At 66.5% G+C, this 23,853-nt stretch carries 18 protein-coding genes; 8 read left to right on the top strand and 10 right to left on the bottom strand.

Annotated elements, in window-relative coordinates; all coding sequences use genetic code 11:
• Nucleotides 1-117 precede the first annotated feature (117 nt).
• The 6 genes from RT655_RS01375 to RT655_RS01350 all read right to left on the bottom strand — a co-directional run bounded on the left by RT655_RS01375 (nucleotide 118) and on the right by RT655_RS01350 (nucleotide 11,031).
• Complete coding sequence (locus RT655_RS01375; RefSeq protein ID WP_313536872.1) at nucleotides 118-1,710, bottom strand: long-chain fatty acid--CoA ligase; 1,593 nt, start codon at nucleotides 1,708-1,710, stop codon at nucleotides 118-120.
• Between the two features lie 290 nt (nucleotides 1,711-2,000).
• The gene (dnaE, locus tag RT655_RS01370) at nucleotides 2,001-5,480 is read right to left on the bottom strand and encodes a DNA polymerase III subunit alpha (RefSeq protein WP_313534589.1); all 3,480 of its coding nucleotides are present in this window, start codon (nucleotides 5,478-5,480) and stop codon (nucleotides 2,001-2,003) included.
• A 199-nt stretch (nucleotides 5,481-5,679) separates the two neighbouring features.
• A complete protein-coding gene (locus RT655_RS01365) occupies nucleotides 5,680-6,162 on the bottom strand; it encodes a glutathione peroxidase (protein ID WP_313534588.1) in 483 nt (160 codons plus the stop codon).
• A complete protein-coding gene (locus RT655_RS01360; protein WP_313534587.1) occupies nucleotides 6,159-6,842 on the bottom strand; it encodes an ABC transporter ATP-binding protein in 684 nt (227 codons plus the stop codon). Before RT655_RS01360 ends, RT655_RS01365 begins: the two co-directional genes overlap by 4 nt.
• A complete protein-coding gene (locus RT655_RS01355) occupies nucleotides 6,835-8,085 on the bottom strand; it encodes a lipoprotein-releasing ABC transporter permease subunit (RefSeq protein WP_313534586.1) in 1,251 nt (416 codons plus the stop codon). Before RT655_RS01355 ends, RT655_RS01360 begins: the two co-directional genes overlap by 8 nt.
• A gap of 567 nt (nucleotides 8,086-8,652) precedes the next feature.
• Complete coding sequence (locus tag RT655_RS01350; protein ID WP_313534585.1) at nucleotides 8,653-11,031, bottom strand: TonB-dependent receptor; 2,379 nt, start codon at nucleotides 11,029-11,031, stop codon at nucleotides 8,653-8,655.
• A gap of 224 nt (nucleotides 11,032-11,255) precedes the next feature.
• On the opposite strand from RT655_RS01350, the gene RT655_RS01345 reads away from it, so the two are divergent.
• Nucleotides 11,256-11,726 carry an Hsp20 family protein gene (locus RT655_RS01345; RefSeq protein WP_313534584.1) on the top strand — a complete coding sequence of 157 codons (471 nt, stop codon included), beginning with the start codon at nucleotides 11,256-11,258 and terminating at the stop codon, nucleotides 11,724-11,726.
• Between the two features lie 99 nt (nucleotides 11,727-11,825).
• Here RT655_RS01345 and RT655_RS01340 read toward each other — a convergent pair whose 3' ends face one another.
• From RT655_RS01340 to secG, 4 genes are all read right to left on the bottom strand, one after another.
• Complete coding sequence (locus RT655_RS01340; RefSeq protein WP_409530228.1) at nucleotides 11,826-13,685, bottom strand: methyl-accepting chemotaxis protein; 1,860 nt, start codon at nucleotides 13,683-13,685, stop codon at nucleotides 11,826-11,828.
• A 141-nt stretch (nucleotides 13,686-13,826) separates the two neighbouring features.
• The gene (locus tag RT655_RS01335) at nucleotides 13,827-14,486 is read right to left on the bottom strand and encodes a peptidylprolyl isomerase (RefSeq protein WP_313534583.1); all 660 of its coding nucleotides are present in this window, start codon (nucleotides 14,484-14,486) and stop codon (nucleotides 13,827-13,829) included.
• Nucleotides 14,487-14,490: 4 nt separating this feature from the next.
• The gene (locus tag RT655_RS01330) at nucleotides 14,491-16,122 is read right to left on the bottom strand and encodes a CTP synthase (RefSeq protein ID WP_313534582.1); all 1,632 of its coding nucleotides are present in this window, start codon (nucleotides 16,120-16,122) and stop codon (nucleotides 14,491-14,493) included.
• A 107-nt stretch (nucleotides 16,123-16,229) separates the two neighbouring features.
• The gene (gene secG, locus RT655_RS01325; RefSeq protein ID WP_294254621.1) at nucleotides 16,230-16,586 is read right to left on the bottom strand and encodes a preprotein translocase subunit SecG; all 357 of its coding nucleotides are present in this window, start codon (nucleotides 16,584-16,586) and stop codon (nucleotides 16,230-16,232) included.
• Nucleotides 16,587-16,825: 239 nt separating this feature from the next.
• Here secG and RT655_RS01320 point away from each other — a divergent pair, with 239 nt between their 5' ends.
• The 7 genes from RT655_RS01320 to RT655_RS01290 all read left to right on the top strand — a co-directional run bounded on the left by RT655_RS01320 (nucleotide 16,826) and on the right by RT655_RS01290 (nucleotide 23,850).
• Nucleotides 16,826-17,179, top strand: a complete 354-nt coding sequence (locus RT655_RS01320; protein WP_084253223.1) for a MarR family transcriptional regulator — start codon at nucleotides 16,826-16,828, stop codon at nucleotides 17,177-17,179.
• Between the two features lie 43 nt (nucleotides 17,180-17,222).
• Nucleotides 17,223-17,489 carry an SH3 domain-containing protein gene (locus RT655_RS01315; protein ID WP_313534580.1) on the top strand — a complete coding sequence of 89 codons (267 nt, stop codon included), beginning with the start codon at nucleotides 17,223-17,225 and terminating at the stop codon, nucleotides 17,487-17,489.
• Complete coding sequence (argC, locus tag RT655_RS01310) at nucleotides 17,486-18,424, top strand: N-acetyl-gamma-glutamyl-phosphate reductase (protein WP_313534579.1); 939 nt, start codon at nucleotides 17,486-17,488, stop codon at nucleotides 18,422-18,424. Before RT655_RS01315 ends, argC begins: the two co-directional genes overlap by 4 nt.
• 243 nt (nucleotides 18,425-18,667) lie before the next feature.
• Nucleotides 18,668-20,128: a glucose-6-phosphate dehydrogenase gene (zwf, locus tag RT655_RS01305; RefSeq protein ID WP_313534578.1), complete on the top strand. Its 1,461-nt coding sequence runs from the start codon at nucleotides 18,668-18,670 to the stop codon at nucleotides 20,126-20,128.
• A 94-nt stretch (nucleotides 20,129-20,222) separates the two neighbouring features.
• Nucleotides 20,223-20,930, top strand: coding sequence for a 6-phosphogluconolactonase (pgl, locus tag RT655_RS01300; protein WP_313534577.1), 708 nt, complete (start codon nucleotides 20,223-20,225; stop codon nucleotides 20,928-20,930).
• Nucleotides 20,931-22,754, top strand: a complete 1,824-nt coding sequence (edd, locus tag RT655_RS01295; protein ID WP_313534576.1) for a phosphogluconate dehydratase — start codon at nucleotides 20,931-20,933, stop codon at nucleotides 22,752-22,754.
• A 127-nt stretch (nucleotides 22,755-22,881) separates the two neighbouring features.
• Nucleotides 22,882-23,850 carry a glucokinase gene (locus tag RT655_RS01290; RefSeq protein ID WP_313534575.1) on the top strand — a complete coding sequence of 323 codons (969 nt, stop codon included), beginning with the start codon at nucleotides 22,882-22,884 and terminating at the stop codon, nucleotides 23,848-23,850.
• The last annotated feature ends 3 nt before the right edge of the window (nucleotides 23,851-23,853 follow it).

Raw genomic sequence — 23,853 nt, 5'->3', positions numbered from 1 at the left:
GGAAGCCGGAATCCATTAAGGTCGACGTATAGGCGCCTGCTGTGACTGACAGGCGAATGGATTCCGGCTTTCGCCGGGATGACCTCAAGGGGATGGGCTGGACCGCACCGCCCGCCCTCACGCCGCCTTGAGCGAATAATCCTTGTAGCGCTGCCGGATCTCCATCTTGAGCAGCTTGCCCGTTGCCGTATGGGGCAGGCTCTCGACGAAGTGGATCTCGTCGGGCAGCCACCATTTGGCGACGTGCTGGCCGAGATGCGCAAGGATTTCCGCCTCGCTCACGTCACTCCCCGGTTTGCGCACGACGAGCAGGATCGGCCGCTCCTCCCAGCGCGGATGGTGGACGCCGATCGCCGCCGCCTCGGCAACGCCTGCGCAGCCCACGGCGCAATTCTCCAGCTCGACCGAGCTGATCCACTCCCCGCCGGACTTGATCACGTCCTTGGCGCGATCGGTGATCTGCATCACCCCGTCCGGGTGGAGCACCGCGACGTCGCCCGTGTCGAACCAGTTGTCGGCATCGATCGCGGGCTTCTCCTCGCGATAATATTGGGACACCACCCAGGGCCCGCGCACCTGCAGCCGCCCCGAACTCTTGCCGTCGCGCGGCAGCACCTGGCCCTCGTCATCGACCGTCCGCAACTCGACACCGTACGGCACCTTGCCCTGCTTGCTGACTTGGTCAACCTGCGCCTCGAAGCTGAGGTCGTCCCAATCGGGGGAGGGCGCGCCCATGGTTCCGATCGGGCTGGTCTCGGTCATGCCCCAGGCGTGATTGACCCGCATGCCCATCTTCATCAGCCGCTCGATCATCGCGCGCGGCGCCGCCGAACCGCCGATGGTGACGATCTTGAGGTGCTTCGGCGCCTCGCCGGTCGCGTCGATATGCTGGAACATCGCGAACCACACGGTCGGCACGCCGGCCGAATGGGTAACCTTCTCGCGGTTCATCAGCTCGCACAGGATCTTGGGGTCGTTGAGCGCGGAGAACACCATCTTCGCCCCCACCGCCGGCGCCGCCCAGGGCAGCCCCCAGCCGACCGCGTGGAACATCGGCACGATCGGCATCGCCACCGATTGGGTGGAAAGATCGAACTCCGCTGGCTGCAGCTCGGTGAGTGCGTGGATCACGGTGGAGCGGTGGGTATAGACCACGCCCTTGGGATTGCCGGTAGTGCCGCTGGTATAGCAAAGCATCATCGGCTCGCGCTCGTCGCCGGTCACCCAGGCATAGTCGCCGTCCTCGGTGCCGATCCACGCTTCGAAGCCGTCGGCTCCGAGATCATCGAAGCAGATATAGTGTTCGATCGTGGTCCAGTGCGGCTTCAACCGCTCGACCACGGGCGCGAACATCCGGTCGTAGAGCAGCACCCGGTCCTCGGCATGGTTGCCGATAAAGGCGAGTTGGTCGTCGAACAGCCGCGGGTTGATCGTGTGGATCAGCGCGCCCATCCCCGTCACACCATACCAGGCGACGAGGTGGCGGCTGTGGTTCATTGCCAGCGTCGCGACGCGGTCGCCCTTCCGGATGCCGAGCCGCTCCAGCGCCTGCGCCATCCGCCGCGCATCACGCGCGATGCCGGCCCAGTTGGTACGTGTCTCGCTACCATCGGCCCAGCGCGTGACGATCTCGCGCGGGCCGTGTTCTCGTGCCGCGTGATCGAGCAGCGTGGATACCCGAAGCTCGAAATCCTGCATGCCGCCCAGCATATGCCTCTCCATTGCGTGGCTGTTTGAGCGCAGGATACGCCTTCATGCGCGGGAGTCGAGAGGGGCGGGCGTTACATCCTGTTGCTGGGCGCTCGGGGCATACCTGTTCGTCGATATGCGGGGCGCCCCTCCACCACGCCGCTGGCGCGGCGCGGTCCCCCTCCCCCGCTTCGCGGTGGAGGAGACGCTACACCACGCGGTCGTACTGCGTTTCCTCCCTCGGAGCTTGCTCCGGGGAGGGGGACCATTCGCGCCAGCGAATGGTGGAGGGGGCTAGCGGGAGATCACGCTCAGGCCGCCGCCGCCAGCTTCATGCTCGCCGGGATCAGCGACGCCGCCTGTACCCCCGGCATGCCCTCGATCCGCGCCGCGAGCTCGGTATCCAGCCGGAAGCCGCGGCCGAGCATTACCGTCGCCTCGCCGCCGTCGATCGGCGCATGGAGCAGGATCTCGCCCCTGCCCCCGCCGCGCAGCTCGCCGACCAGCGCGGCCAGCTGTGCCGGCACCGTCGGGTCCTCGATGCGGATCTCCAGGATGAGCTGGGTGGTGCCCGCCAGCGTGTCGAAGGGCTGCACGCGCTTGACCGCTGCGCGCGGGGTATCCTCGCCCGGGCGCTTGTCGAGCTCCAGCGTCAGGATCGCGCAGCCGGTGCCGTTGGCGCAGGCCTCCATGTCCTTGGCGATCAGCTCCTCGAAGCATGAGGTCTGGATCTGCGCGCTGCGATCCGAGATCGTCGCCATCAGGTAGCGGTTGCCGCGCGCCGAGGTGCGGTAGCGGCAATCCTCGATCAGCGCCGCGATCTGCGCCGTGACCCGCGCGCCTTCGGGGATCTGCATGTCCGGCAGCGACGCGATGTCGCGCACGCCCTGGCCGCGGAACAGATGCTCGTAGCGATCGAGCGGATGCGCCGAGAAATAATAGCCAAAGGCATCCTTCTCGGCGTTGATCTTGTCGGACATCGACCAGACCGCGTCCTTGGGCACGGTGATCCCGCCGCCGGCCGGCTCGGCATCGCCGAACAGCCCACCCTGCCCGCTCATCCGGCTGGCATGGTCGCGCTGGGCGACCGCGAGGATCGTCTCCGCCGCGGCATGCACGCCCGCCCGATTGGGCTCGATGCTGTCGAACGCGCCTGCCGACGCAAGCGTTTCCAGCTGGCGCTTGTTGAGCACGCGCGGATCAACGCGCTTGGCGAAATCGTCGAGGCTGGCGAAACGACCGTTCGCCTCACGCTCCTCGACCAGCAGCTCCATCGCCCGCTCGCCCACGCCCTTGAGCGCGCCGAGGGCATAGCGCACCGCCAGCCCCTCGCCGCTCGCCTGCACGGTGAAGTCGGCCTCGCTGGCATTGATGTCGGGCGAGGTCGCCTCGATGCCCAGCCGCCGCATGTCGTCGGCGAACACCGCCAGCTTGTCGGTCTGGTGGATGTCATAGGCCATCGACGCGGCGAAGAATTCGTGCGGATGGTGCGCCTTGAGCCACGCCGTCTGGTACGCCAGCAAGGCGTAGGCGGCAGCGTGCGACTTGTTGAAGCCGTAGCCGGCGAACTTGTCGATCAAGTCGAACAGCTCGTTCGCCTTGGCCGCCGGGATGTCGTTAACCTCCTTGCAGCCCTTGACGAAGATGCTGCGCTGGGCATCCATCTCCGCCTTGACCTTCTTGCCCATCGCGCGCCGCAGCATGTCTGCGCCGCCCAGCGTGTAGCCGGCGAGGATCTGCGCGGCCTGCATCACCTGTTCCTGATAGACGAAGATCCCGTAGGTCTCGCCCAGGATCGGCTCGAGCAGGTCGTGCGGATAGACGATCGGCTCACGCCCGGCCTTGCGCGCACCGAACATCGGGATGTTGTCCATCGGACCCGGGCGGTAGAGCGAGACGAGCGCGACGATGTCGCCGAAGTTGGTCGGCCGCACCGCGGTCAGCGTGCGGCGCATGCCTTCGGATTCCAGCTGGAACACGCCCACCGTGTCACCGCGCTGGAGCAAGGCGTAAACGCCCTCGTCGTCCCAATCGAGCCGATCGAGATTGACGTCGATGCCGCGCTTGGCGAGCAGCACCACGGCCTTCTTGAGCACCGACAGCGTCTTGAGGCCGAGAAAGTCGAACTTCACCAGCCCAGCGCCTTCGACATTCTTCATGTCGAACTGGGTGACCGGCATGTCCGAGCGCGGGTCGCGGTAGAGCGGCACCAGCTGCGCGAGTGGCCGGTCGCCGATCACCACGCCGGCGGCGTGGGTCGAGCTGTGGCGCGGCAGGCCCTCCATCCGCATCGACAGGTCGACGAGGCGCTTCACATCCTCGTTGCCGTTATATTCGGCGAGGAATTCGCTCACGCCGTTCAGCGTGCGCTCCAGCGTCCAGGGATCGGTCGGGTGGTTGGGGATCTGCTTGGCGAGGCGATCGACCTGGCCATAGCTCATCTGGAGCACGCGGCCGACATCCTTGATCACCGCGCGCGCCTTCATCGTCCCGAAGGTGATGATCTGCGCGACGTGGTCGCGGCCGTACTTCTCCTGCACATAGCGGATCACTTCGCCGCGCCGGGTTTCGCAGAAGTCGATGTCGAAGTCGGGCATCGAGACGCGTTCCGGGTTGAGGAAGCGTTCGAACAGCAGGCCCAGCTTGAGCGGGTCGAGATCGGTGATGGTCAGCGCCCAGGCGACCGCCGAGCCCGCACCCGAGCCACGTCCCGGCCCCACCGGGATGTCGTTGGACTTCGCCCACTGGATGAAGTCGGCGACGATCAGGAAGTAGCCCGGGAACCCCATCTGGATGATGATGTCGAGCTCGAACTGGAGACGCTGGTTATATACTTCCACTTCGGCGGGATCAGTGATCCCGGCGAAATCGAGCCGGTCTTTCAGCCCCGCCCAGCTCAAGTCGCGCAGCATCTTCGCCTCGCCCTCGCGGTCGCCGGCGAGGCTGGGCAGGATCGGCTTGCGCTTGGGTGCGGCATAGGCGCAGCGCTGCGCCACGACGAGCGTGTTCTCGATGGCCTCGGGCAGGTCGGCGAAATTGGTCTTCATCGTCTCGGCCGACTTGAGCCAGTCGTCGGGCGAGGAGCGCGGGCGATCATCGGTTTCGAGATAGGTGGAGTTGGCGATGCACAGCATCGCGTCATGCGCGTCGTAGAAATCCGCCTCGGCGAAGCAAGCCGGGTTGGTGCCGACCAGCGGGAGGTTGCGCGCATAGGCGAGGTCGACCAGCTTGGCCTCGGCCCGGGTCTCGATGTCGTTGTTGCGCCGGGCGATCTCGACATAGAGCCGCTCGGGGAACAGCGCCTCGAGCTGCGCGACATAGGCCTCGGCGGTTTTGTCCTGCCCCTCGGCATAGAGCCGGGCGAGCGCGCCCTCGGCGCCCGCGGTCAGGCAGAGCAGGCCATCCGTATGCCCGGTGAGCGCCGCGAACGGGACATGCGCGTCCTCCTCGATCGGGCGATCGAGATGCGCCTGCGAGACGAGGTGGCAGAGATTTTCATAGCCGGTCTGGTCCTGCGCATAGAGCGCGAGCCAGTCGATCGGCACGTTCAGCCCCTCGGCGAGGTTGGAGCGCTTGACCGCGAGCAGCGTGCCGACGATCGGCTGGACGCCCGCCTTCTTGGCGGCATCCGAGAAGCCCATCGCGGCATAGAGGCCGTTGCGATCGGCGACGGCGATGGCGGGGAAGCCGTGGTTCTTGGCGTGCTTGGCGATCGCCTTGGGGTCGATCGCCCCTTCGAGCATGGTGTAGCAGGAGAAAACCCGAAGCGGGACGAAACCGGAATGCGCCATGCCCGAACCTAGGAGCGCGCGCGCCGAATTGCCAACCCGGAGCCACGCTTCTCCACAGCTTTTGCGCCCGGCCGAACGATAGCGCCGAAACGGATCGATCTAGACCTGCAGGTTAATGAAGATATGGTAAATGGAACACGCGGCCGGGGCATCCACACACCTCCCGCTCCGGCCGTGCTTTTTCCTGTTTTTCGGATGCTTAGAGCAGCGCTTCGATATCCGCACCGATCGTGCTCGGCGCCGTTGTGGGCGCATAACGCTCCACCACCTCGCCCGCGCGGTTGACCAGGAACTTGGTGAAGTTCCACTTGATCGCCTGGGTGCCCATCAGCCCCGGCGCCTCGGCCTTGAGTGCCTGAAACAAGGGCGCCGTGTCGCTGCCGTTGACGTCGACCTTCGCGAAGATCGGGAAGCTCACGTCATAGGTGAGCGAGCAGAAATTCGCGATTTCCTCGGCATTGCCGGGCTCCTGGCCGCCGAACTGGTTGCACGGGAAGGCCAGCACCGAGAAGCCGCGATCGCGATAGGCGCGCCAGAGCTGCTCCAGTTCCTTGTACTGCGGGGTGAAGCCGCATTTCGACGCCGTGTTGACGATCAGCAGCACTTGGCCGGTGAACCTGGACAGGTCGCTGGTGGTGCCGTCCGGAAGCGTCACCGGAAGCTGCGTGATCGCCTCGCTCATGCCATTTCCTCCAGGCGCCCTTCATGGAGCCGCACCACACGGTCCATGCGTGCCGCCAGACGTTCGTTGTGCGTAGCGACCAGCGCCGCCGAGCCTTCGTTGCGCACCAGGTTGAGGAACTCGCCGAACACGCGGTCCGAAGTCGCCTCGTCGAGATTGCCCGTCGGCTCGTCGGCCAGCACCAGCGGCGGCCGGTTGGCGAGCGCGCGCGCCACCGCGACGCGCTGTTGCTCGCCGCCCGAAAGCTGGTTGGGCCGGTGGGTCAGGCGATGGCCGAGGCCGAGCTGGGTGAGCAGCTCGGTCGCCCGCGCCTGCGCCGCCGCCCGGGTCGCGCCGCGGATCAGCTGCGGCAGCACGACATTCTCGGTCGCATCGAAATCGGGCAGCAGATGGTGGAACTGGTAGATGAAGGCGAGCTTGTCGCGCCGCATCTCGGTCCGGCCACCGGCGGGCAGTCGGGCCGCCTCCTCGCCACCGATGCGGATCGATCCCTCGAACCCGCCTTCGAGCAGCCCCACCGCCTGGAGCAGGGTCGACTTGCCCGAGCCCGAGGGGCCGAGCAGCGCCACGATCTCGCCCGGCTGCACCGCCAGATCGACCCCGCGGAGCACGTCGATCCGCACCCCACCCTGCTCGAAGCTGCGCCGCAGGTCGCGGGTCTGGAGAACCGGTTCATTCATAGCGCAGCACCTGGACGGGATCGGTGCTCGCCGCCTTCCACGCAGGGTAGAGGGTGGCGAGGAAGGTGAAGAGCAGCGCCATCGCGCAGATCGCGATGGTCTGCAGCGGATCGGTCTTGGCGGGCAGCTCGGTGAGGAAGCGCATCTGCGGGTCCCATACCTTCTGCCCCGTCACCAGCCCGATGACGGTCGCCACGCCCTCGCGATAGTTCACGATCAGAAAGCCCAGAATCATGCCCGCCAGCACGCCCAGCGCGCCGATCGTGGTACCCACCGTCACGAATATCCGCATCAGCCCGCTCTTGCTGGCGCCCATCGTCCGCAACACCGCGATGTCGCGCCGCTTGGCCTGGACCAGCATGATCAGCGACGAGATGATGTTGAACGCCGCGACCACGAGGATGATCGAAACCACGGTGAACGTCACGGTGCGGTCGAGCGAGATCGCCTCGAACAGCTCGCGATTCATCTGCCGCCAGTCGGTGATCTGGCCGATATTGGCGACCTTGTCGGCGAGCGGCCGGGTAACTTCCTCGATCTTCTCCGGCTTGTTGGTGTCCACACGGATCATCTGCACCGAATCGCCGAGCAGCAGCAGCGTCTGCGCGTCCTGCATCGGCATCAGGATATAGGCCTTGTCATAGTCGTATACGCCCACCTCGAAGATCGCGGCGATGCGATACTGAACGATGCGCGGCATGGTGCCGAAGGGCGTGGCGGAGCCCTGCGGATTGATGATCGAGATCTGGCTGCCGATCGATGCGCCCAGCGATTCCGCCAATCGCGATCCGATCGCGATCTGCTCGCTGCCCGGCTTGAGGTTCTTGAAGGAGCCAAGTATCTCCTTGCCCTTCAGCGTCGGGTTGTTGAGGATGTCCTCCAGCCGCAGCCCGCGGACCAGCGCGAACTCGACCCGGCCGTTATAGCTGGCGAACAGCGGCTGCTCGATCAGCGGGGTGGCGGCGGTAACGCCCGGGATCGCCCTGGCCTCGTCGGCGATGCGGCGCCAGTCGCGCAGCTGGCCGTTATAGCCCTGCACCACGGCATGGCCGTTCAGTCCGGAGATCTTGTCGAACAGCTCGGCGCGGAAGCCGTTCATGACGCTCATCACCACGATCAGCGCGGCGACGCCGAGCATCACGGCAACCAAGCTGAAGCCGGCGACGACGGCGATAAAGGCTTCGCTGCGCCCGGGCAGCAGATAGCGGCGGGCGATCATTCGCTCGTAGCGCGAGAGTAGCATGAGGGTCCTCTAAGGCCGGTTGCGCGGCGTGGGAAGCGTTCTGTTGCCGATTCGACACAGGCTTGCCGCAATCTGATGACGCCAAGCTGTCGACCGGTGACAAAGGCGCTCCAGCCTTCTACCAAGAAACCGTCGAAGCGCAGGCGCAAAAAGGCCACGGTTCGGGGAAGGTTCCCAGCTCCACATGCGAAGTATCGCAAGTGTTTGATGCGGGAAGCTACTAAGGGGGCTGACGAGCAGTCGTCACGCAGGCGCCCGGGTCGGCAACGGCCCGGGCGTTTGCTTTTCCAGGGCCTCAGCCGGCTGTTTCATCTCGGCACGATCTTCGCGCGGACTTGGTGCGCGCCTGCCCTGGTAGCGGCTTTCGCGACCATTCCTCTCCGCCGTCATCCCCGCGAAGGCGGGGATCCATTGATGGAGTCGTTGCGGCTGGTGCCGAAATGTCCTGGCAAATGGATCCCCGCCTTCGCGGGGATGACGAAGGCGGAAACTATCGGGCGGAGCAGGTCGCCCTGCCCCGCCCGCCAACCTCCCCCGGCCATGGCAGGAGGCCAGTGCGTGTCACGATCAGAAGGAGCCGCTGATCGTGAAACCCCAGGTACGCGGGTCGCCCGGCTGGCCGACGATCAGCCCGGTATTGCCCGACTGCACCGAGAGCAGCTCGAAATAGCGCTTGTCGAAGGCGTTCCGCACCCAGGCGAAGGCGTTCACCTTCCCCTTGCGATAGCCGAGCCGGAAGCTGGAGAGCGAATAGCCGTCGATCCAGGTATAGGCGGAAGGCGACGGGTTGGACGAGAAGCGCGAGCGCCAGCTGCCGTCATAGCCGAGATAGACCTGGCCTTCCTGCACCGGCACATTCACCTCGCCGCCAAAGCCCAGCGCCCATTTGGAGATACCCGGCAGCACCTGGCCCGAAATGTCGCAATTGGCCGGGCTCACCCCGCCCGGCGTGCCGGGTGCGCTCGGCGTGGCACCCGTGGTCCCGCCCGACAGCTCGGGCGGGCACGGTGCGTCGCGGAAGCGGACGTACTTGGCGTCGGTATAGGCGCCGTTGACGTAAAGCTTGAAGCGATCGGTCGGCTGGAAGTTCGAATCGAACTCGACGCCGCGGACGCGCACCTTGTCGGCATTGGCGAGATAACCGCGGATGACGCCGAGCTGGCCGTTGGTCACGGTCGCCTGGTAGTCCTTCACCTCGGTCCAGAAGCCGGCGAGGTTCAGCGTCGCGCGGCGATCGAGGAACTGCGTCTTCAGGCCGAGCTCGAAATGATTGACCTTCTCGGGCTTTACCGAGGCGGCACCCAGGATCGGGTTGTTATTCGCATCGAGCGGCAGGCCGGACAGGTTGATGCCGCCCGATTTGAAGCTGCGCGCATAGGTTGCATAGCCGTGCACGTCGCGCGCGAAGTCGTACGAGAGCGTCGCGTCGCCCGAGACATTCCAGTCGCTGAACCGCGCCGCATAATTCTGCGGCGCCAGCACCCCGCGCTGGTCGGCGGTCAGCGTCGTGCTGCCCGCACCGTTGGTGACGACCGCTAGATAGGAGCCGGTCTTCTTGTCGTAGTTCACCCGCAGGCCGGGCTGGAAGCGCAGCTTGGGAACCACTTCCCAGTTGAGCTTGCCGAACACCGCGAAGCTGGTGTTGTCGAACCCGATCGTGTTCTTCGAGGTGAGCCCATTGAGCGTCGCCGGATTGTTCGCCGCCGCGCTGGTCGGGTTGAGCAACCAGCGGCTCGCCGCCGGGCCCTGGACCTGCGACCCTTGCGTGTCGATCGTCTGGTGGAAGACGAATACGCCCGCGGTGTAATCGAGCCGGTTCCTGCCGTTCGAGGCGATCCGCAGCTCCTGCGTCACCTGCTTCTGCTGCGACGGGTTCTGCGAGACGGTGGTGATCGGCAGGCCGACGAAATCGCGATCGTTCGCCGGCTTCCAGTCCCAATAGCGCCAGGCGCTGACCGAGGTGATTGTCGCCGGGCCCAGGTCCCAGTTCGCGACCAGCGAGGCGCCGCCGATTTCCTGGCGCGAGTTGATGTCCGCATCGAGATCGGTGCGGCGGTCGAAGGGGTTGGTGCTCGGCGGTGCATAGCCGAAGGCCGCCGCCAGCGCGGCATATTGCCGGTTGAGCGGCCGCTGGGTCGCGCCGGTGCGGACGTAATATTGCACGCAGCACAGCGGGTTCTGCAGGTTGAAGTCCCCCGACAGCGTCAGGTCGAGATTGGGCGCCGCGCGCCACAGCAGCTGGCCGCGCACGCCGTAATTGTCGAGGCGGTGGAGATTGATGTCCGACCGGGTGTCGTAGATCGTGCCCTGGCGCTTGGTCACCGAGGTCGACAGCCGCACCGCCAGCTTGTCGTCCGCGATCGGCGCCGAGGCCGAACCCTTGATCTGGAGGAAGTTGTAATTGCCCGTGCTCGCTTCGTACCGCACCTCGGGGGTGAAGCTCGGCTTGCGCGTGGTGATGTTGATCGCGCCAGCCGTCGTGTTCTTGCCGTAGAGCGTGCCCTGCGGCCCACGCAGCACCTCGACGCGCTCGACATCGACGAAGTCGAAGGTCGAGGCACCGACCCGGCCGATATAGACGCCGTCGACATAGAAGCCGACGCCCTGCTCGATCCCGTCATTGGTGAGGCCGAACGGCGCGCCGAGCCCGCGGATGTTGATCGCGGTGTTGCGCGGGTTGCTCGAAGAGAATTGCAGCGCCGGCTGCGACTGCTGGATGCGGGCCACGTTGAACGCCCCCGCCTCCGCCAGCGTCGCGCCGCTGAGCACCGAGATTGCAACCGGCACATCCTGCACCCGCTCCTCGCGGCGCCGGGCGGTCACGACGATGTCGCCATCCTGACGCTGCTGCGGCTCCTCGGCGGCGGGGGGCACCGGCACGTCGGGATCGTGCGCGGCAGGCATCGCAGTCGATAGCAGCAGCAGCGGAATCAGCGGCAGGCTCATCATGTTCCCCTAGTTCGTTGCCGCAATCTCCACTTCATCGATGGGGTTTAGCGAGGAAGGAGATGTTTAGCGCCGCCTAGGAGGGATTGGGCCCCTCTTGAATCTGCAAACCGCAACACCAGATCAGCGTGGCGAGGCGCCGAACGGGCTTCGCACCGATGCCGCGGCAGTTGGCCGGGCATCGAAACGTTCGACGTTCAAATTGCTCACAGGAGAATCTGAAGATGCGTCAGCTCGACTTTACTCCCTTCCGTCGCTCGGCGATCGGGTTCGACCGGCTGTTCGACATGCTCGAAGCCAGTGCCCGTCAGGCGACGTCGGAAAATTACCCCCCCTTCAACCTCGAACGACTTGCCGAAGACCGCTATCGCATCACCATCGCGGTGGCCGGCTTCAAGCCGGACGAGATCGACATCACCGCGCAGCAGAACCTGCTGCTGGTGTCCGGCAAGAAGGCCGGGGAGAATGAGAACAACCAGGGCAATTATTTGCACCTGGGCATCGCCAACCGCAGCTTCGAGCGCCGCTTCGAACTCGCCGATTTCGTGCGGGTAGAGAATGCGAACCTGGCCGACGGCCTGCTGACGATCGAGCTATTGCGCGAGGTGCCCGAGGCGATGAAGCCCAAGAAGATCCAGGTGGGTACCGGCAGCGAGCCGGCCGCGATCGACCATCGCACGGCCAACGCAGCATAACCCCATCTGCGAGCGCGCGGCGTCCCCTCCCTTAGGCGCCGCGACGGGGCGCCCGGGCTTCGGCCCGGGCGCCTTTTCTATGCCGCGATACGTCGCGGTTCAGAACGACGCCCAATCGCCGGCACCGGCCGATGCCGTTGCGCGCGCGGCGGCGGGCATCGGCTTGACCGGCGAGACATAGCCGCTGGGCGGGGCGACGCGCGCCGCTACCTTGGGCGCGGCGTGACGAGCCCCGACATCGAACCGATGCGCCTGCGTCATCAGCGCCTGGACTTCGCCTGAGAGATTGCGTGCCGCAGCCGAAGTCTGCTCCACCATCGCGGCATTCTGCTGGGTCGACTGGTCCATTGTACCGACCGCGGACGAAATTTGCGTGACCGCAGTCGATTGGGCCTGATTGTCCGACGCCATGCCGGACAACAGACCGTGCACTTCATCGACATCGGCCGCGATCACGGCAAGCGCCGCGTCCACCTTCTGCACCATACCGACCGCCGCGACGATATCGGTCTGCGTCGCGGTCAGCTGATCGCGGGCACGACCGGCCTCCTCCTCCGCGCGCATCGCCAGCGCCGAAACCAGATCGGCGACGACGGCGAAACCCCGGCCCGCCTCGCCCGCCCGGCCGGCCTCCACCGCCGCGTTCATCGCCAGCACGCGCGTCTGAAACGCGATCTTGTCGAGGCCCTCGATAACGCTGTCGATCCCCTTCGCGCTCTCGGCGACGCGCGTCATCGCCACCACCGCGGCATCGGTCGTCTCGCGACCACTGCCCACCGTCGCGGTCGCGCCATCTGCCCGCGAGACGGTCTCGGTCGCAGCAATCGCCGTCGTCTTCAGGCGACCATCCATTTGGGTGATCGCGGCCGCCGTCTCTTCCAGGCTCGCCGCATTGGCTTCGGTGCGCCGCGCCAGATCCTCGGATGCCTGCGCAATTTCGCCGGCGCCTCCGTTGATCGCGGTCGCACTGTCCAGCACGGCGGAAATGAGGCCGCGCAGGCTTGCCAACGCGGCGTTGAACTCCTGGCGGACCGGTTCATAGTCCTTTGGGAAAGCATCGCGAATGTCCCGCGTGAGATCGCCGTCCGAAATCGCCGTAATCGCCGTGCGCAGTGCGCTGGTGACCTGGGCCTGCGTCGCGGCATTTTCCTCCTCCGCCCGGGCGCGCTCGGCCGCTGCGAGCCGAAAGATTTCGCAAGCGCGCGCCATGCGCCCGATCTCGTCGCCCTGCTTGGTAAAGGGAATGCTGGTGTCCTGCGCCGCGGCCAGCGCCTCCATGGTGTCCGCCAGCGTGCCGATCGGCCGGATGATGCTCTTGCGCGCGATCTGAAGCGCGAACAGCCACACTGCGGCGACGAGGATCGCGATGCCGATCGCGATCGAGGCAACGAGATGGTTTTGCGCGCTCGCATCGCCGGTCACTTGTTCCGAGATGCGGATCTGCTCGGAAACAAGGTCGCCCAGCGCAGCCGAGACGGGATCGATCGCGGGATAAAGGCGGTGCACCACGAACGCGTCGAGGCCGACGCGATCGTTGCGCTTCAGCAGCGTCTCCAGCACGTCCGCTTCCGCATCCGCAGACCGGATGCGTGTCTCTGCTGTCGCGGCAAGATCGGCCTCATGTCCGACGATCGACGTGGCACGATAGGCCTTCCAATTGGCCGCGGCGATCGCGCGCCCTTCGGACACCTGCTTCTCCGCTTCGGCCAGCGTGAAGTTACCGTTGCGGGCCTTGTGCGATGCATCGACGATGCTGACGGCATAGGCATCCGCCACAGCCTTGAGCTGCCGGAGGGGCAGCACGCGATCGGCGAGCAGCGTATCGAACTTGGCGGTATTCGACCGTACGCTGAGGTTGAGCGTCAGGATCGTCGCCCCGAACGCGATTGCGAACAGGATCAGACAGAACATCAGCTTCGCACGAATGGTGTAGCCGGCCAGCATATATGCGGTCTCCAAATCCGCGGCCGACGCGCAAGGCACACGCACGGAGAACGGTTGGAAACGTTATAGACATGTCCCGACCCCACCGACCAAACGATCGTATAAAAAATTCAGTCGTTAACCAGTTGAGATCGCTGTGTCTGGATAGTCGTATGTTCAAGAAGCCGGTTTCAACCCCAGCAGCCATGGCCGCACCCGACCGGTGGGCTTCGCCACCCCGTCGAGCCGCTCGGCGCGGACGATCGTCACCGGCTTGAGGATCATCTGCCCCTTCATCACGTCGCGCCCGCCGCCGCTGGGGAGCGCGAGGATGCGCTGGACCACGTCCATGCCGCCGATGACCTGGCCGAAGGCCGCGAAGCCCAGGTTCGCGCCGCGCGCGTCGAGCCCCGGATTGTCCCCGACCATGATCGAGAAATTGCCGTTGGCTGAATTGGGGTTGGGCCCATGCGCCATCGAGATGGTGCCGCTCAGATGCTTGAGCCCCGTCTTGCTGGTCGGCTCCAGCGGCAGCGGGTCGAGCATGCGCCGTGCATCGGTGCCGACACCGCCCTGGATGAAGCCCTTGGTCGGCTCGGTCTTGCGTCGGGCGGTGCGGTAGAAGTTGGTGCCTTCCAGCCGCCCGTCATCGACATAGGCGAGGAAGTTGGCGACCGTCCTGGGCGCGCGCTTGGCGTCGAGCGCCAGCGTGATCGCGCCCATGCTCGTCACCAGTCGTACCCGGACCTGTCCGGACACCGGCCGCGGCTGCGGCGGCGCCGACACTGCGGACACCGCCAGCAGCGCCAGACCGGCGACGAAGACCCGGCGCAGCACGCGCCTAGACGAGCCGCGAATGCTTGACGGCGGCCTCGATGAAGCCCGCGAACAGCGGGTGCGGATCGAACGGCTTGGACTTGAGCTCGGGATGGAACTGCACGCCGACGAACCAGGGGTGGTCGGGCCGCTCGACGATCTCGGGCAGCGTGCCGTCGGGCGACATGCCCGAGAAGACGAGCCCGCCTTCTTCCAGCACCGGCTTGTAGGCGGTGTTCACCTCATAGCGGTGGCGGTGGCGCTCGCTGATCGAATCGCTGCCATAGATCGACGCGACGACGCTGTTGCCGCCGAGCTTCGCCGGATAGGCGCCCAGCCGCATCGTGCCGCCCAGATCGCCGCCCGCCTCGCGCTTCTGCAGGCCGTCGGCAGTCATCCATTCGGTGATCATGCCTACCACCGGCGCCTCGGTCGGGCCGAACTCGGTGGTCGAGGCATCGGCGATGCCCTGGGCGCGGACGCCCTCGATGCACGCCATCTGCATGCCGAGGCAGATGCCGAAGAACGGCACGTTGCGTTCACGCGCAAAACGGACGCCGGCGATCTTGCCCTCGCTGCCGCGCTCGCCGAAGCCGCCGGGGACGAGGATGCCGTGCATCGGCTCGAGCATCGCGGCGACTTCGCTCTGGTCCTGCTCGAACAGCTCGGCATCGAGCCACTGGATGTTTACCTTCACGCGGTTGGCGATGCCGCCATGGACCAGCGCCTCGGTGAGCGACTTATAGGCGTCGGGCACGCCCATATATTTGCCGACCACGCCGATGGTGACTTCACCCTCGGTATTCTGCAGCCGCTCGACGATGCCGCTCCAGCGGCTCAGGTCGGGCGACGGGCCGGGCTCGATGCCGAAGGCCTTGAGCACTTCGCCGTCCAGGCCCTCGCCGTGATACTGCAGCGGCACCGCATAGATGCTCTTGGCGTCGAGCGCGGGAATCACCGCCGAGGTCGGCACGTTGCAGAACTGCGCGATCTTGGCGCGCTCGCCGGCGGGCAGCGGGCGCTCGGCGCGGCATACCAGCACGTCCGGCTGGACGCCGAGCGCGGCGAGCTCGCGCACGCTGTGCTGGGTCGGCTTGGTCTTCAGCTCGCCCGCGGCGGCGATGTACGGCACCAGCGTCACGTGGATGCTGACCGTCTGGCCGCGGCCGAGATCGTTGCGGAGCTGGCGAATCGCCTCGATGAACGGCAGCGACTCGATGTCGCCCACCGTGCCGCCGATCTCGCACAGCACGAAGTCGAGGTCCTCGGTCTCGGCCTGGGCGAACGCCTTGATCGCGTCGGTGACGTGCGGGACCACCTGCACGGTGGCGCCCAGATAGTCGCCGCGGCGCTCGCGCTCGATGATTGTCTTGTAGATCCGGCCCGAGGTAACGTTGTCCGCCTGGCGCGCGGTCACGCCGGTGAAGCGCTCGTAATGCCCCAGATCGAGATCGGTCTCGGCGCCGTCGTCGGTGACGTACACCTCACCATGCTGGTGCGGCGACATCGTGCCGGGATCGACGTTGAGATAGGGATCGAACTTGCGGATGCGGACTCGATAGCCACGGGCCTGGAGCAGCGCCGCGAGGCTCGCTGCCATGAGACCCTTGCCGAGCGAGGAGACCACGCCGCCGGTGATGAAAATGTACCGCGCCATGGGAGAAAACGCCTAACGTCAAAGGGCGCAGACCGGCAAGCGTAAGAATCCGCCGGTTGCGCGATTTTTACGGTTAGTTCGCCGCAAGCGCGGCGAACTACGGATGCTTACTGGCTGAACGGAACCGCGCTGTTGCCGGTCGGGGCCGTATCGTTGCCGGTCGGCGCCGGTGCGGTCGGGACCGTGAGCGGGGCGACCGCGGCGGGCGCCTTCTGCAGGCCCGCGTCGATCTTGGTCGAGTGCCGGGTGGCCGCCAGGAAGGCGAGCACGATGCTCATCAGGATGAACGCGGTCGCCAAAATCGCGGTGAGCCGCGTCAGGAAATCGGCCGCGCCGCGCGCCGACATGAGACCGGCCGGGCTGCCGCCCGAGGTGAGACCGCCACCCTCCGACTTCTGAACGAGGATCACCCCCACCAGCAGGGCAGCGATGATGAACTGAACGACGAGGAGGAAGGTGAACATGAAATCCGGTGCCCGTTAGCGAAGGGCGCGACATAGGCGAGCCGCCCGGCGCAATCAACCGCCTGTTCCGCACCCGACTCCAATCCCCGGGCGCAACCCCATGGCAGATCGGCATTTTCGTCGTGCTTTTCGCACAACATTTCGCCCGCGCACTGAAACCTAGTTGTAAAATGCGCGTTTGTTTCCTCGGTTCGATGCCGTGCCGGGCCTGAAACGAACGAGTGGTGCTTGTGAACGCTATGTCCGAACAGACCCTGTGGGGGTGGAAGAATACGCTGATCGATTATGTGCGCTCGGGCGAGCCCGATCTCACCAATCGGCAGATGGCGCTGCTGATGCTTGTATATCTCGACCCCGGCCCCCATACGGTGCGCGGTCTGGCGCGGGCGCTCAACGTCTCGAAGCCGGTGGTCACGCGCGCCTTGAATCGCCTGGGCACGCTCGGCTATCTGCGCCGCCAGCGCGACGACACCGACAAGCGCAACATCTTCGTAGCGCGCACCGCGGAAGGGGCAGAGTTTCTTGCAGAGTTCGGGCATTTCCTCGCTGGCAACACCATCAGCGAGCCAGTCCCAGAGCGCGCCGACGCGTAAGCGTCTGGCGCTGGACGGCCGTTCGGCCGCGATCGATCCCCGGGTGGACGCCGTCCGCCCCGACATCGCCGATATCCGCCTCGCGGGCCGCGTGTTCGCGCCGCATTATGCATCACCGATGCCACGCGTGATCCATTTCGAAACTCCGTTGCGCGCGACCGCCAAGGGCGACGAGCCGATACTGACCCAGCTGCAAAAGGGCGACGTCTTCGAGGTTCTCGAAATCGCCGGCAGCCATGCCTGGGGTGTCGCCCCCGGTCCGGCCTTGGTCGGCTATATCGACGCATCGGCCTTGGGGGAGACCGAATGATCGCGCACGTATTCATCGACGGCGCCGCCGGGACCACCGGCCTCGAGATTCGCGAGCGGCTTGCCGGTCGGCTGGAGATCGAGGTGATGGTCCTCGACGACCAGGACCGCAAGGATCCGAAGAAGCGCGCGCAGGCGCTCAACGCCGCCGATTTCGTCATCCTCTGCCTGCCCGACGACGCAGCGCGCGAAGCGGTGGCGATGATCGAGAACGAGCGGACGCGGGTGATCGACGCCTCGACCGCCTATCGCACCGCGGCCGACTGGACCTATGGTTTCGCCGAGCTCGAGCCCGGCCAGGCAGCGGCGATTGCCGAGGCGGCGCGGGTGAGCAATCCCGGCTGCTATCCCACTGGCTTCCTCGCACTCGTCCGCCCGTTGATCCGTGCCGGGCTGATCCCGCACGACTTCCCGCTGAGCGTCAACGCCGTCTCGGGCTATTCGGGCGGCGGCCGTGCGATGATCGCCGAGTTCGAGGGCGACGGCGCCGAGCTGACCGCCACCGCCTTCCGCCCCTATGGCCTGTCGCTCGCGCACAAGCATGTGCCCGAGATGCAGAAGCATGCGCGGATCGAGCATCCGCCGATCTTCCTGCCCTCGGTCGCGCGCACCTATCGCGGCATGATCGTCGAGGTGCCGCTGCCGCTGTTCGCCTTCACCCGCAAGCCCTCGGTCGAGGCGCTGGAGAACGTCTTGCGCGACGCGTATCGCGACTCGCCGGTGGTGCAGGTGCTGCCCGCCGACGTGCCGACGGTGAGCATCGAGGAAAATGCCGGCACCGATCGTCTGTCGGTGCGCGTGTTCGGCAATGACGAGACCCGTCAGGCGCGGCTGGTCGCCACGCTCGACAATCTCGGCAAGGGCGCGGCGGGTGCGGCGGTGCAGAACCTCAACATCATGGCCGGGCTCGATCCGACTGCGGGTCTGGTGCTGTAAGCGCTTACTCCCCCCTCCCGCCTGCGGGAGGTGATGAGGGAGGGTGTGACGTGGAGGCTCTTGCTGCCACAGCTTAGCCCGCTACCCTCTCGCACCCTCCCCTAGCCCCTCCCGCAAGCGGGAGGGGGACAAGAAGGCGGAACAATCCTTCAACTTTTGCCGCCTTCGCATACCTATTCCTCCCCTTCGGCTTGATCTTTCGGCCGCATTGGTGTCTCGCGGGGCGAACCAATCGAGAGGGAAATGATGCAGCAGCCCGTCGGCAAATTGCTTCTGTTCGGTGCCACCGGTGATCTGGCGCAGCGGATGCTGCTTCCCTCGCTCTACGCGCTGCACGCCGATGGCCTGCTTCCCGATGGCCTCACCATCACCGGCACCGCGCGCTCCGAGCATGACGACGAAGGCTATCGCGCCTTCGCCGCCAAGGCGCTCGACCAGTTCCTGCCCGCCGATCGGAAGGACGACAGCGCTGTCGCCGGTTTCCTCCAGCGCGTGCACTATCAGACGCTCGATGCCTCGCAGACCGAGGGCTATGCTGCACTGAAGGACAAGCTGGGCGACATCTCCGGCGGGCTCGCCATCTTCCTGTCGACCGCGCCCTGGCTGTTCGGCCCGACGATCAAGGGCCTCGAATCGGCAGGCCTTGCCGGTGAGAATGTCCGCATCAGCCTGGAGAAGCCGCTCGGCCGCGACCTCGCCTCCAGCTGCGAGATCAACGACATCGTCGCGCAGGCCTTCCCCGAGGAGCGCACTTTCCGCATCGATCACTATCTGGGCAAGGAGACGGTGCAGAACATCCTGGCGCTGCGCTTCGGCAACTCGCTGTTCGAGCCGGTGTGGAACGCGCGCGGGATCGACAGCGTGCAGATCACCGTCTCGGAAACGGTGGGCCTCGAAGGCCGCGCCGGCTTCTACGAGGATACCGGTGCGCTGCGCGACATGGTGCAGAACCACATGCTCCAGCTCGTCGCGCTGATCGCGATGGAGCCCCCTGCCCGCTTCGACGGCACCTCGATCCGCGACGAGAAGGTCAAGGTGCTGCGCTCGCTGCGCAAGATCACGCCCGCCGAGGCGCCCAACCTCACCGTGGTCGGCCAATATGGCGGCGGCGCAGTGAAGGGGCAGATCGTCCGCGACTATGCCACCGATCTCGGCAAGGAGTCGCGCACCGAGACCTTCGTCGCGATCAAGGCGCATGTCGACAATTGGCGCTGGCAGGGCGTGCCCTTCTATCTGCGCACCGGCAAGCGCCTCGCCGAGCGCCGCTCGGAAATCGTCATCCAGTTCAAGCCGGTGCCGCACTCGATCTTCGCCGAGCGCGGCGGCATGCTCCAGCCCAACGCGCTGGTCATCCGCTTGCAGCCCGAGGAATATGTCCAGCTGCTGGTGATGGCCAAGCAGCCGGGCCTCGACCGCGAGGGCTATCGCCTGCGCGAAGTGCCGCTCAACCTCAGCCTCGACGCCGAGTTCGCCGGCACCACCCGCCGCATCGCCTATGAGCGCCTGCTGCTCGACCTGATCGAGGGCGATCCCACGCTGTTCGTCCGACGCGACGAGGTGGAAGCGCAGTGGGAATGGATCGATGCGATCCGCGCCGGCTGGGACGCCAATGATCTCAAGCCCAAGCCCTATGCCTCGGGCAGCTGGGGCCCCTCGCTCTCGATCGCGCTCACCGAGCGCGACGGGGTGCACTGGCACGAATGACCGGGAGGGGAGCGCAACCGCCTCCCCGTCCCTATATCGGACCCCACGCGGCCGGAAGGCCGCCTTGCGGTCCCACCAAATTGAAGGAGCTGACATGACGACCGAAATCGAATGGTGGGACTATGAAGACACCGCCGAAATGGGCGATGCGCTCGCCGGCGACGTCCAGTTCATCATCGAGAGCGCGATCGACGCGCGCGGCGCGGCAGTCATCGCGCTCGCCGGTGGCCGCACCCCCGGCCCGATCTACGCCAAGCTCAGCAAGGCCAAGCTCGACTGGAAGCGCGTGACGATCATCCCGACGGACGATCGCATCGTGCCGATGGGCGATCCGATGTCGAACGTCACCGGCCTCGCCAAGGTGTTCCTGCCGCTCGGCGCCCGCGTCATCCCGGTCGTCAGCGAGAAGGCCGACGACTACAAGGCCGCCGGCCGCGCGGCGGACGCGCGCCTGCAGGACTTCCACTGGCCGCTCGACCTCTGCCTGCTCGGTATGGGCGCCGATGGCCACACCGCCTCGATCTTCCCCGGCTCCGACCTCCAGGAAGCGCTGACCGGCCCCAAGGAGCGTCGTGCGCTGGGCGTGATGCCCGATCCGCTGCCGCCCGAGGCGCCCGTCCCCCGCGTAACCCTGTCGCTCGCCGCGATCGTCTCGGCACGCGCGCTGATGATCGCGATCACCGGCCAGGAGAAGAAGGACGTGCTCGAGCGCGCCATCTCCGAAGGCGCCGGCTCGACCCTCCCGATCGGCCGCGTGCTTGCCGAAACCGAACTACCTGTCGACATCCACTGGAGCCTGTAAATGGCCAATCTGCACGCCGAAATCGCAGCCGTCACCGATCGGGTGATCGAGCGGTCCAAGGCGGGCCGCGCCGCCTATCTCGACCTGATCCGCCGCGAGCGCGAATCGGGCAATGACCGGCCCAAGCTGGGCTGCGCCAACCTCGCGCACGCCTATGCCGGTACCGAGGAGCAGCGGGATACGCTGAAGACCGGTGCCTGCATGAACATCGGCATCGTGACGTCGTACAACGACATGCTGTCGGCGCATGCGCCCTATTATCGCTATCCCGAGCAGATGAAGATCTGGGCGATCGAGGCCGGCGCCACCGCGCAGGTGGCCGGCGGTGTGCCGGCGATGTGCGACGGCGTGACCCAGGGCTATCAGGGCATGGAGCTGTCGCTGTTCAGCCGCGACACCATCGCGATGGCCACCGCCGTATCGCTCAGCCACCGCGTGTTCGAGGGCGCGGCGCTGCTCGGCATCTGCGACAAGATTGTGCCCGGCCTGCTGATGGGCGCGCTCCGCTTCGGCCATCTGCCAATGGTGCTGATCCCCGGCGGCCCGATGCGCTCGGGCCTCGCCAACAAGGAAAAGGCCGCGGTCCGCGAGCGCTATGCCGAGGGCAAGGCGACCCGCGAGGAACTGCTCGATTCCGAGATCGCCGCCTATCACGGCAAGGGCACCTGCACCTTCTACGGCACGGCGAACTCGAACCAGATGATGATGGAGGCGATGGGCCTCCATGTCCCCGGCTCGGCGTTCGCCAATCCGGGTACCAAGCTGCGCCAGGAGCTGACCCGCCACGCGGTCCACCGCCTCGCCGAGATCGGCTGGAACGGCGACGATTACCGTCCGATCGGCCATGTCGTCGACGAGCGCGCGATCGTGAACGCGGCGATCGTCCTGCTCGCCACCGGCGGCTCGACCAACCACCTGATCCACGTCCCCGCCTTCGCGCGCGCGGCCGGAATCACCATCGACTGGGACGATTTCGATCGTCTCTCGCGCGCGGTGCCGCTGATGACCCGCGTCTATCCGAACGGCTCGGCCGATGTGAACCAGTTCGAGGATGCCGGCGGCCCGTCCTTCGTCATCAAGGAACTGCTGCGTGCGGGTCTGATGCACGGCGACGCGCTGACCATCGCCAAGGACGGCATGGCCGCCTATGGCCGCAAGCCCGACATCGCGGGCGACGCGCTGGTCTGGACCGAGCATGGCGAGAAGAGCAACGACGAGAATATCGTCCGCACGGTGGAGACGGCCTTCTCGCCCGAGGGCGGCTTCCGCATCCTCAAGGGCAATATCGGTCGCGCCTGCATCAAGGTCTCGGCGGTTGAGCGCGAGCGCTGGATCATCGAGGCCCCTGCCCGCGTCTTCTCCGACCAGCTCGACGTGCTGGAAGCATTCAAGGCCGGCGAGTTGGAGCGCGACGTGATCGTCGTGGTCCGCTTCCAGGGCCCGCGCGCCAACGGCATGCCCGAGCTGCACAAGCTCACCCCGCAGCTCGGCGTGCTCCAGAACCGCGGCTTTAAGGTGGCGCTGGTCACCGACGGCCGCATGTCGGGCGCCAGCGGCAAGGTGCCGGCGGCGATCCATCTGTCGCCGGAAGCGCTGGGCGGCGGTCCGATCGGCAAGGTGCGCGACGGCGACATGCTCCGCCTCGATGCCGAGAACGGCACGCTGGAAGCGCTGGTCCCGGCGGACGAGTGGGATGCGCGCGAACAGGCCGCCCCGCCCCCGCCGGCGGTCGGCACCGGTCGCGAGCTGTTCGCGATGATGCGGCATTATTGCGACGAAGCTGAAAAGGGCGCGTCGGCGATGCTGCACGAAGCGGGCCTGTAAGACTGTAACGCATGTAAATCATACCCGGTACGACCGCGCGGACTTTACATCGGCGCGGCGGACGGGAAGAAGGACGGCCGCCCACTGGCAACGTTGACAGGGGCGCCAGAGAGAGGATCGGAATCGGATGGAAGTCGTCGCCGTCGACATCGGGGGGACCCACGCGCGCTTTGCCGTGGCAGAGGTCGCGGAGGGCCGCGTCGTCTCGCTCAGCGAGCCGATCACCCAGAAGGTGGCCGAACATCCCAGCCTCCAGCTCGCCTGGCGCGCCTTTGGCGAAAAGCTCGGCCGCCCGGTGCCCAAGGCCGCCGCGATCGCGGTCGCCTCGCCGATCAACGGCGACCTGATCAAGCTCACCAACAATCCCTGGATCATCCGCCCGCCGCTGATCCCCGATCGCCTCGGCGCCGATACCTGGACGATCGTCAACGATTTCGAGGCGATCGGCCACGCCGTCGCCCAGCTCGAAAACGAAGCCTTCCTGCATCTCTGCGGGCCCGATACGCCGCTGCCCGACAAGGGTTCGATCACCGTCTGCGGGCCGGGCACCGGGCTCGGCGTAGCGCAGGTGTTCCGTCACCGCGGCGGCTATGACATCATCGCCACCGAAGGCGGGCATAGCGACTTCGCCCCGCTCGACGCGATCGAGGATGCGCTGGTGAAGCGCCTGCGCCGCACCTATCAGCGCGTGTCCAAGGAGCGGATCGTCGCCGGACCGGCGATCGTCTCGATCTACGAGACGCTGGCCGACCTCGAAGGCGTGCCGGTCGCGCGGCTCGACGACAAGGCGATCTGGACGCTGGCGCTGGAAGGCAAGGACAGCCTGGCCGTGGCGGCGCTCGACCGCTTCTGCCTCAGCCTGGGTGCCGTTGCGGGCGACCTCGCGCTGGGCCATGGGCCGACCGCGGTGGTGATCGCGGGCGGTCTGGGGTTGCGCCTCAAGGACCATCTGCTGCAATCCGGCTTCGGCGAGCGATTCGTCGCCAAGGGGCGCTTCCGCTCCCTGATGGCGACGATCCCCGTCAAGCTGATCACCCATCCCCAGCCGGGCCTGTACGGCGCAGCCGCCGCCTTCGCCCAGGAGCATGCACAGTGAGCG

Source organism: Sphingomonas sp., assembly GCF_032114135.1.
Lineage (GTDB): Bacteria > Pseudomonadota > Alphaproteobacteria > Sphingomonadales > Sphingomonadaceae > Sphingomonas.
The sequence above is the reverse complement of the archived record's forward strand: the minus strand, read 5'-3'. Positions and strand labels throughout refer to the sequence as shown.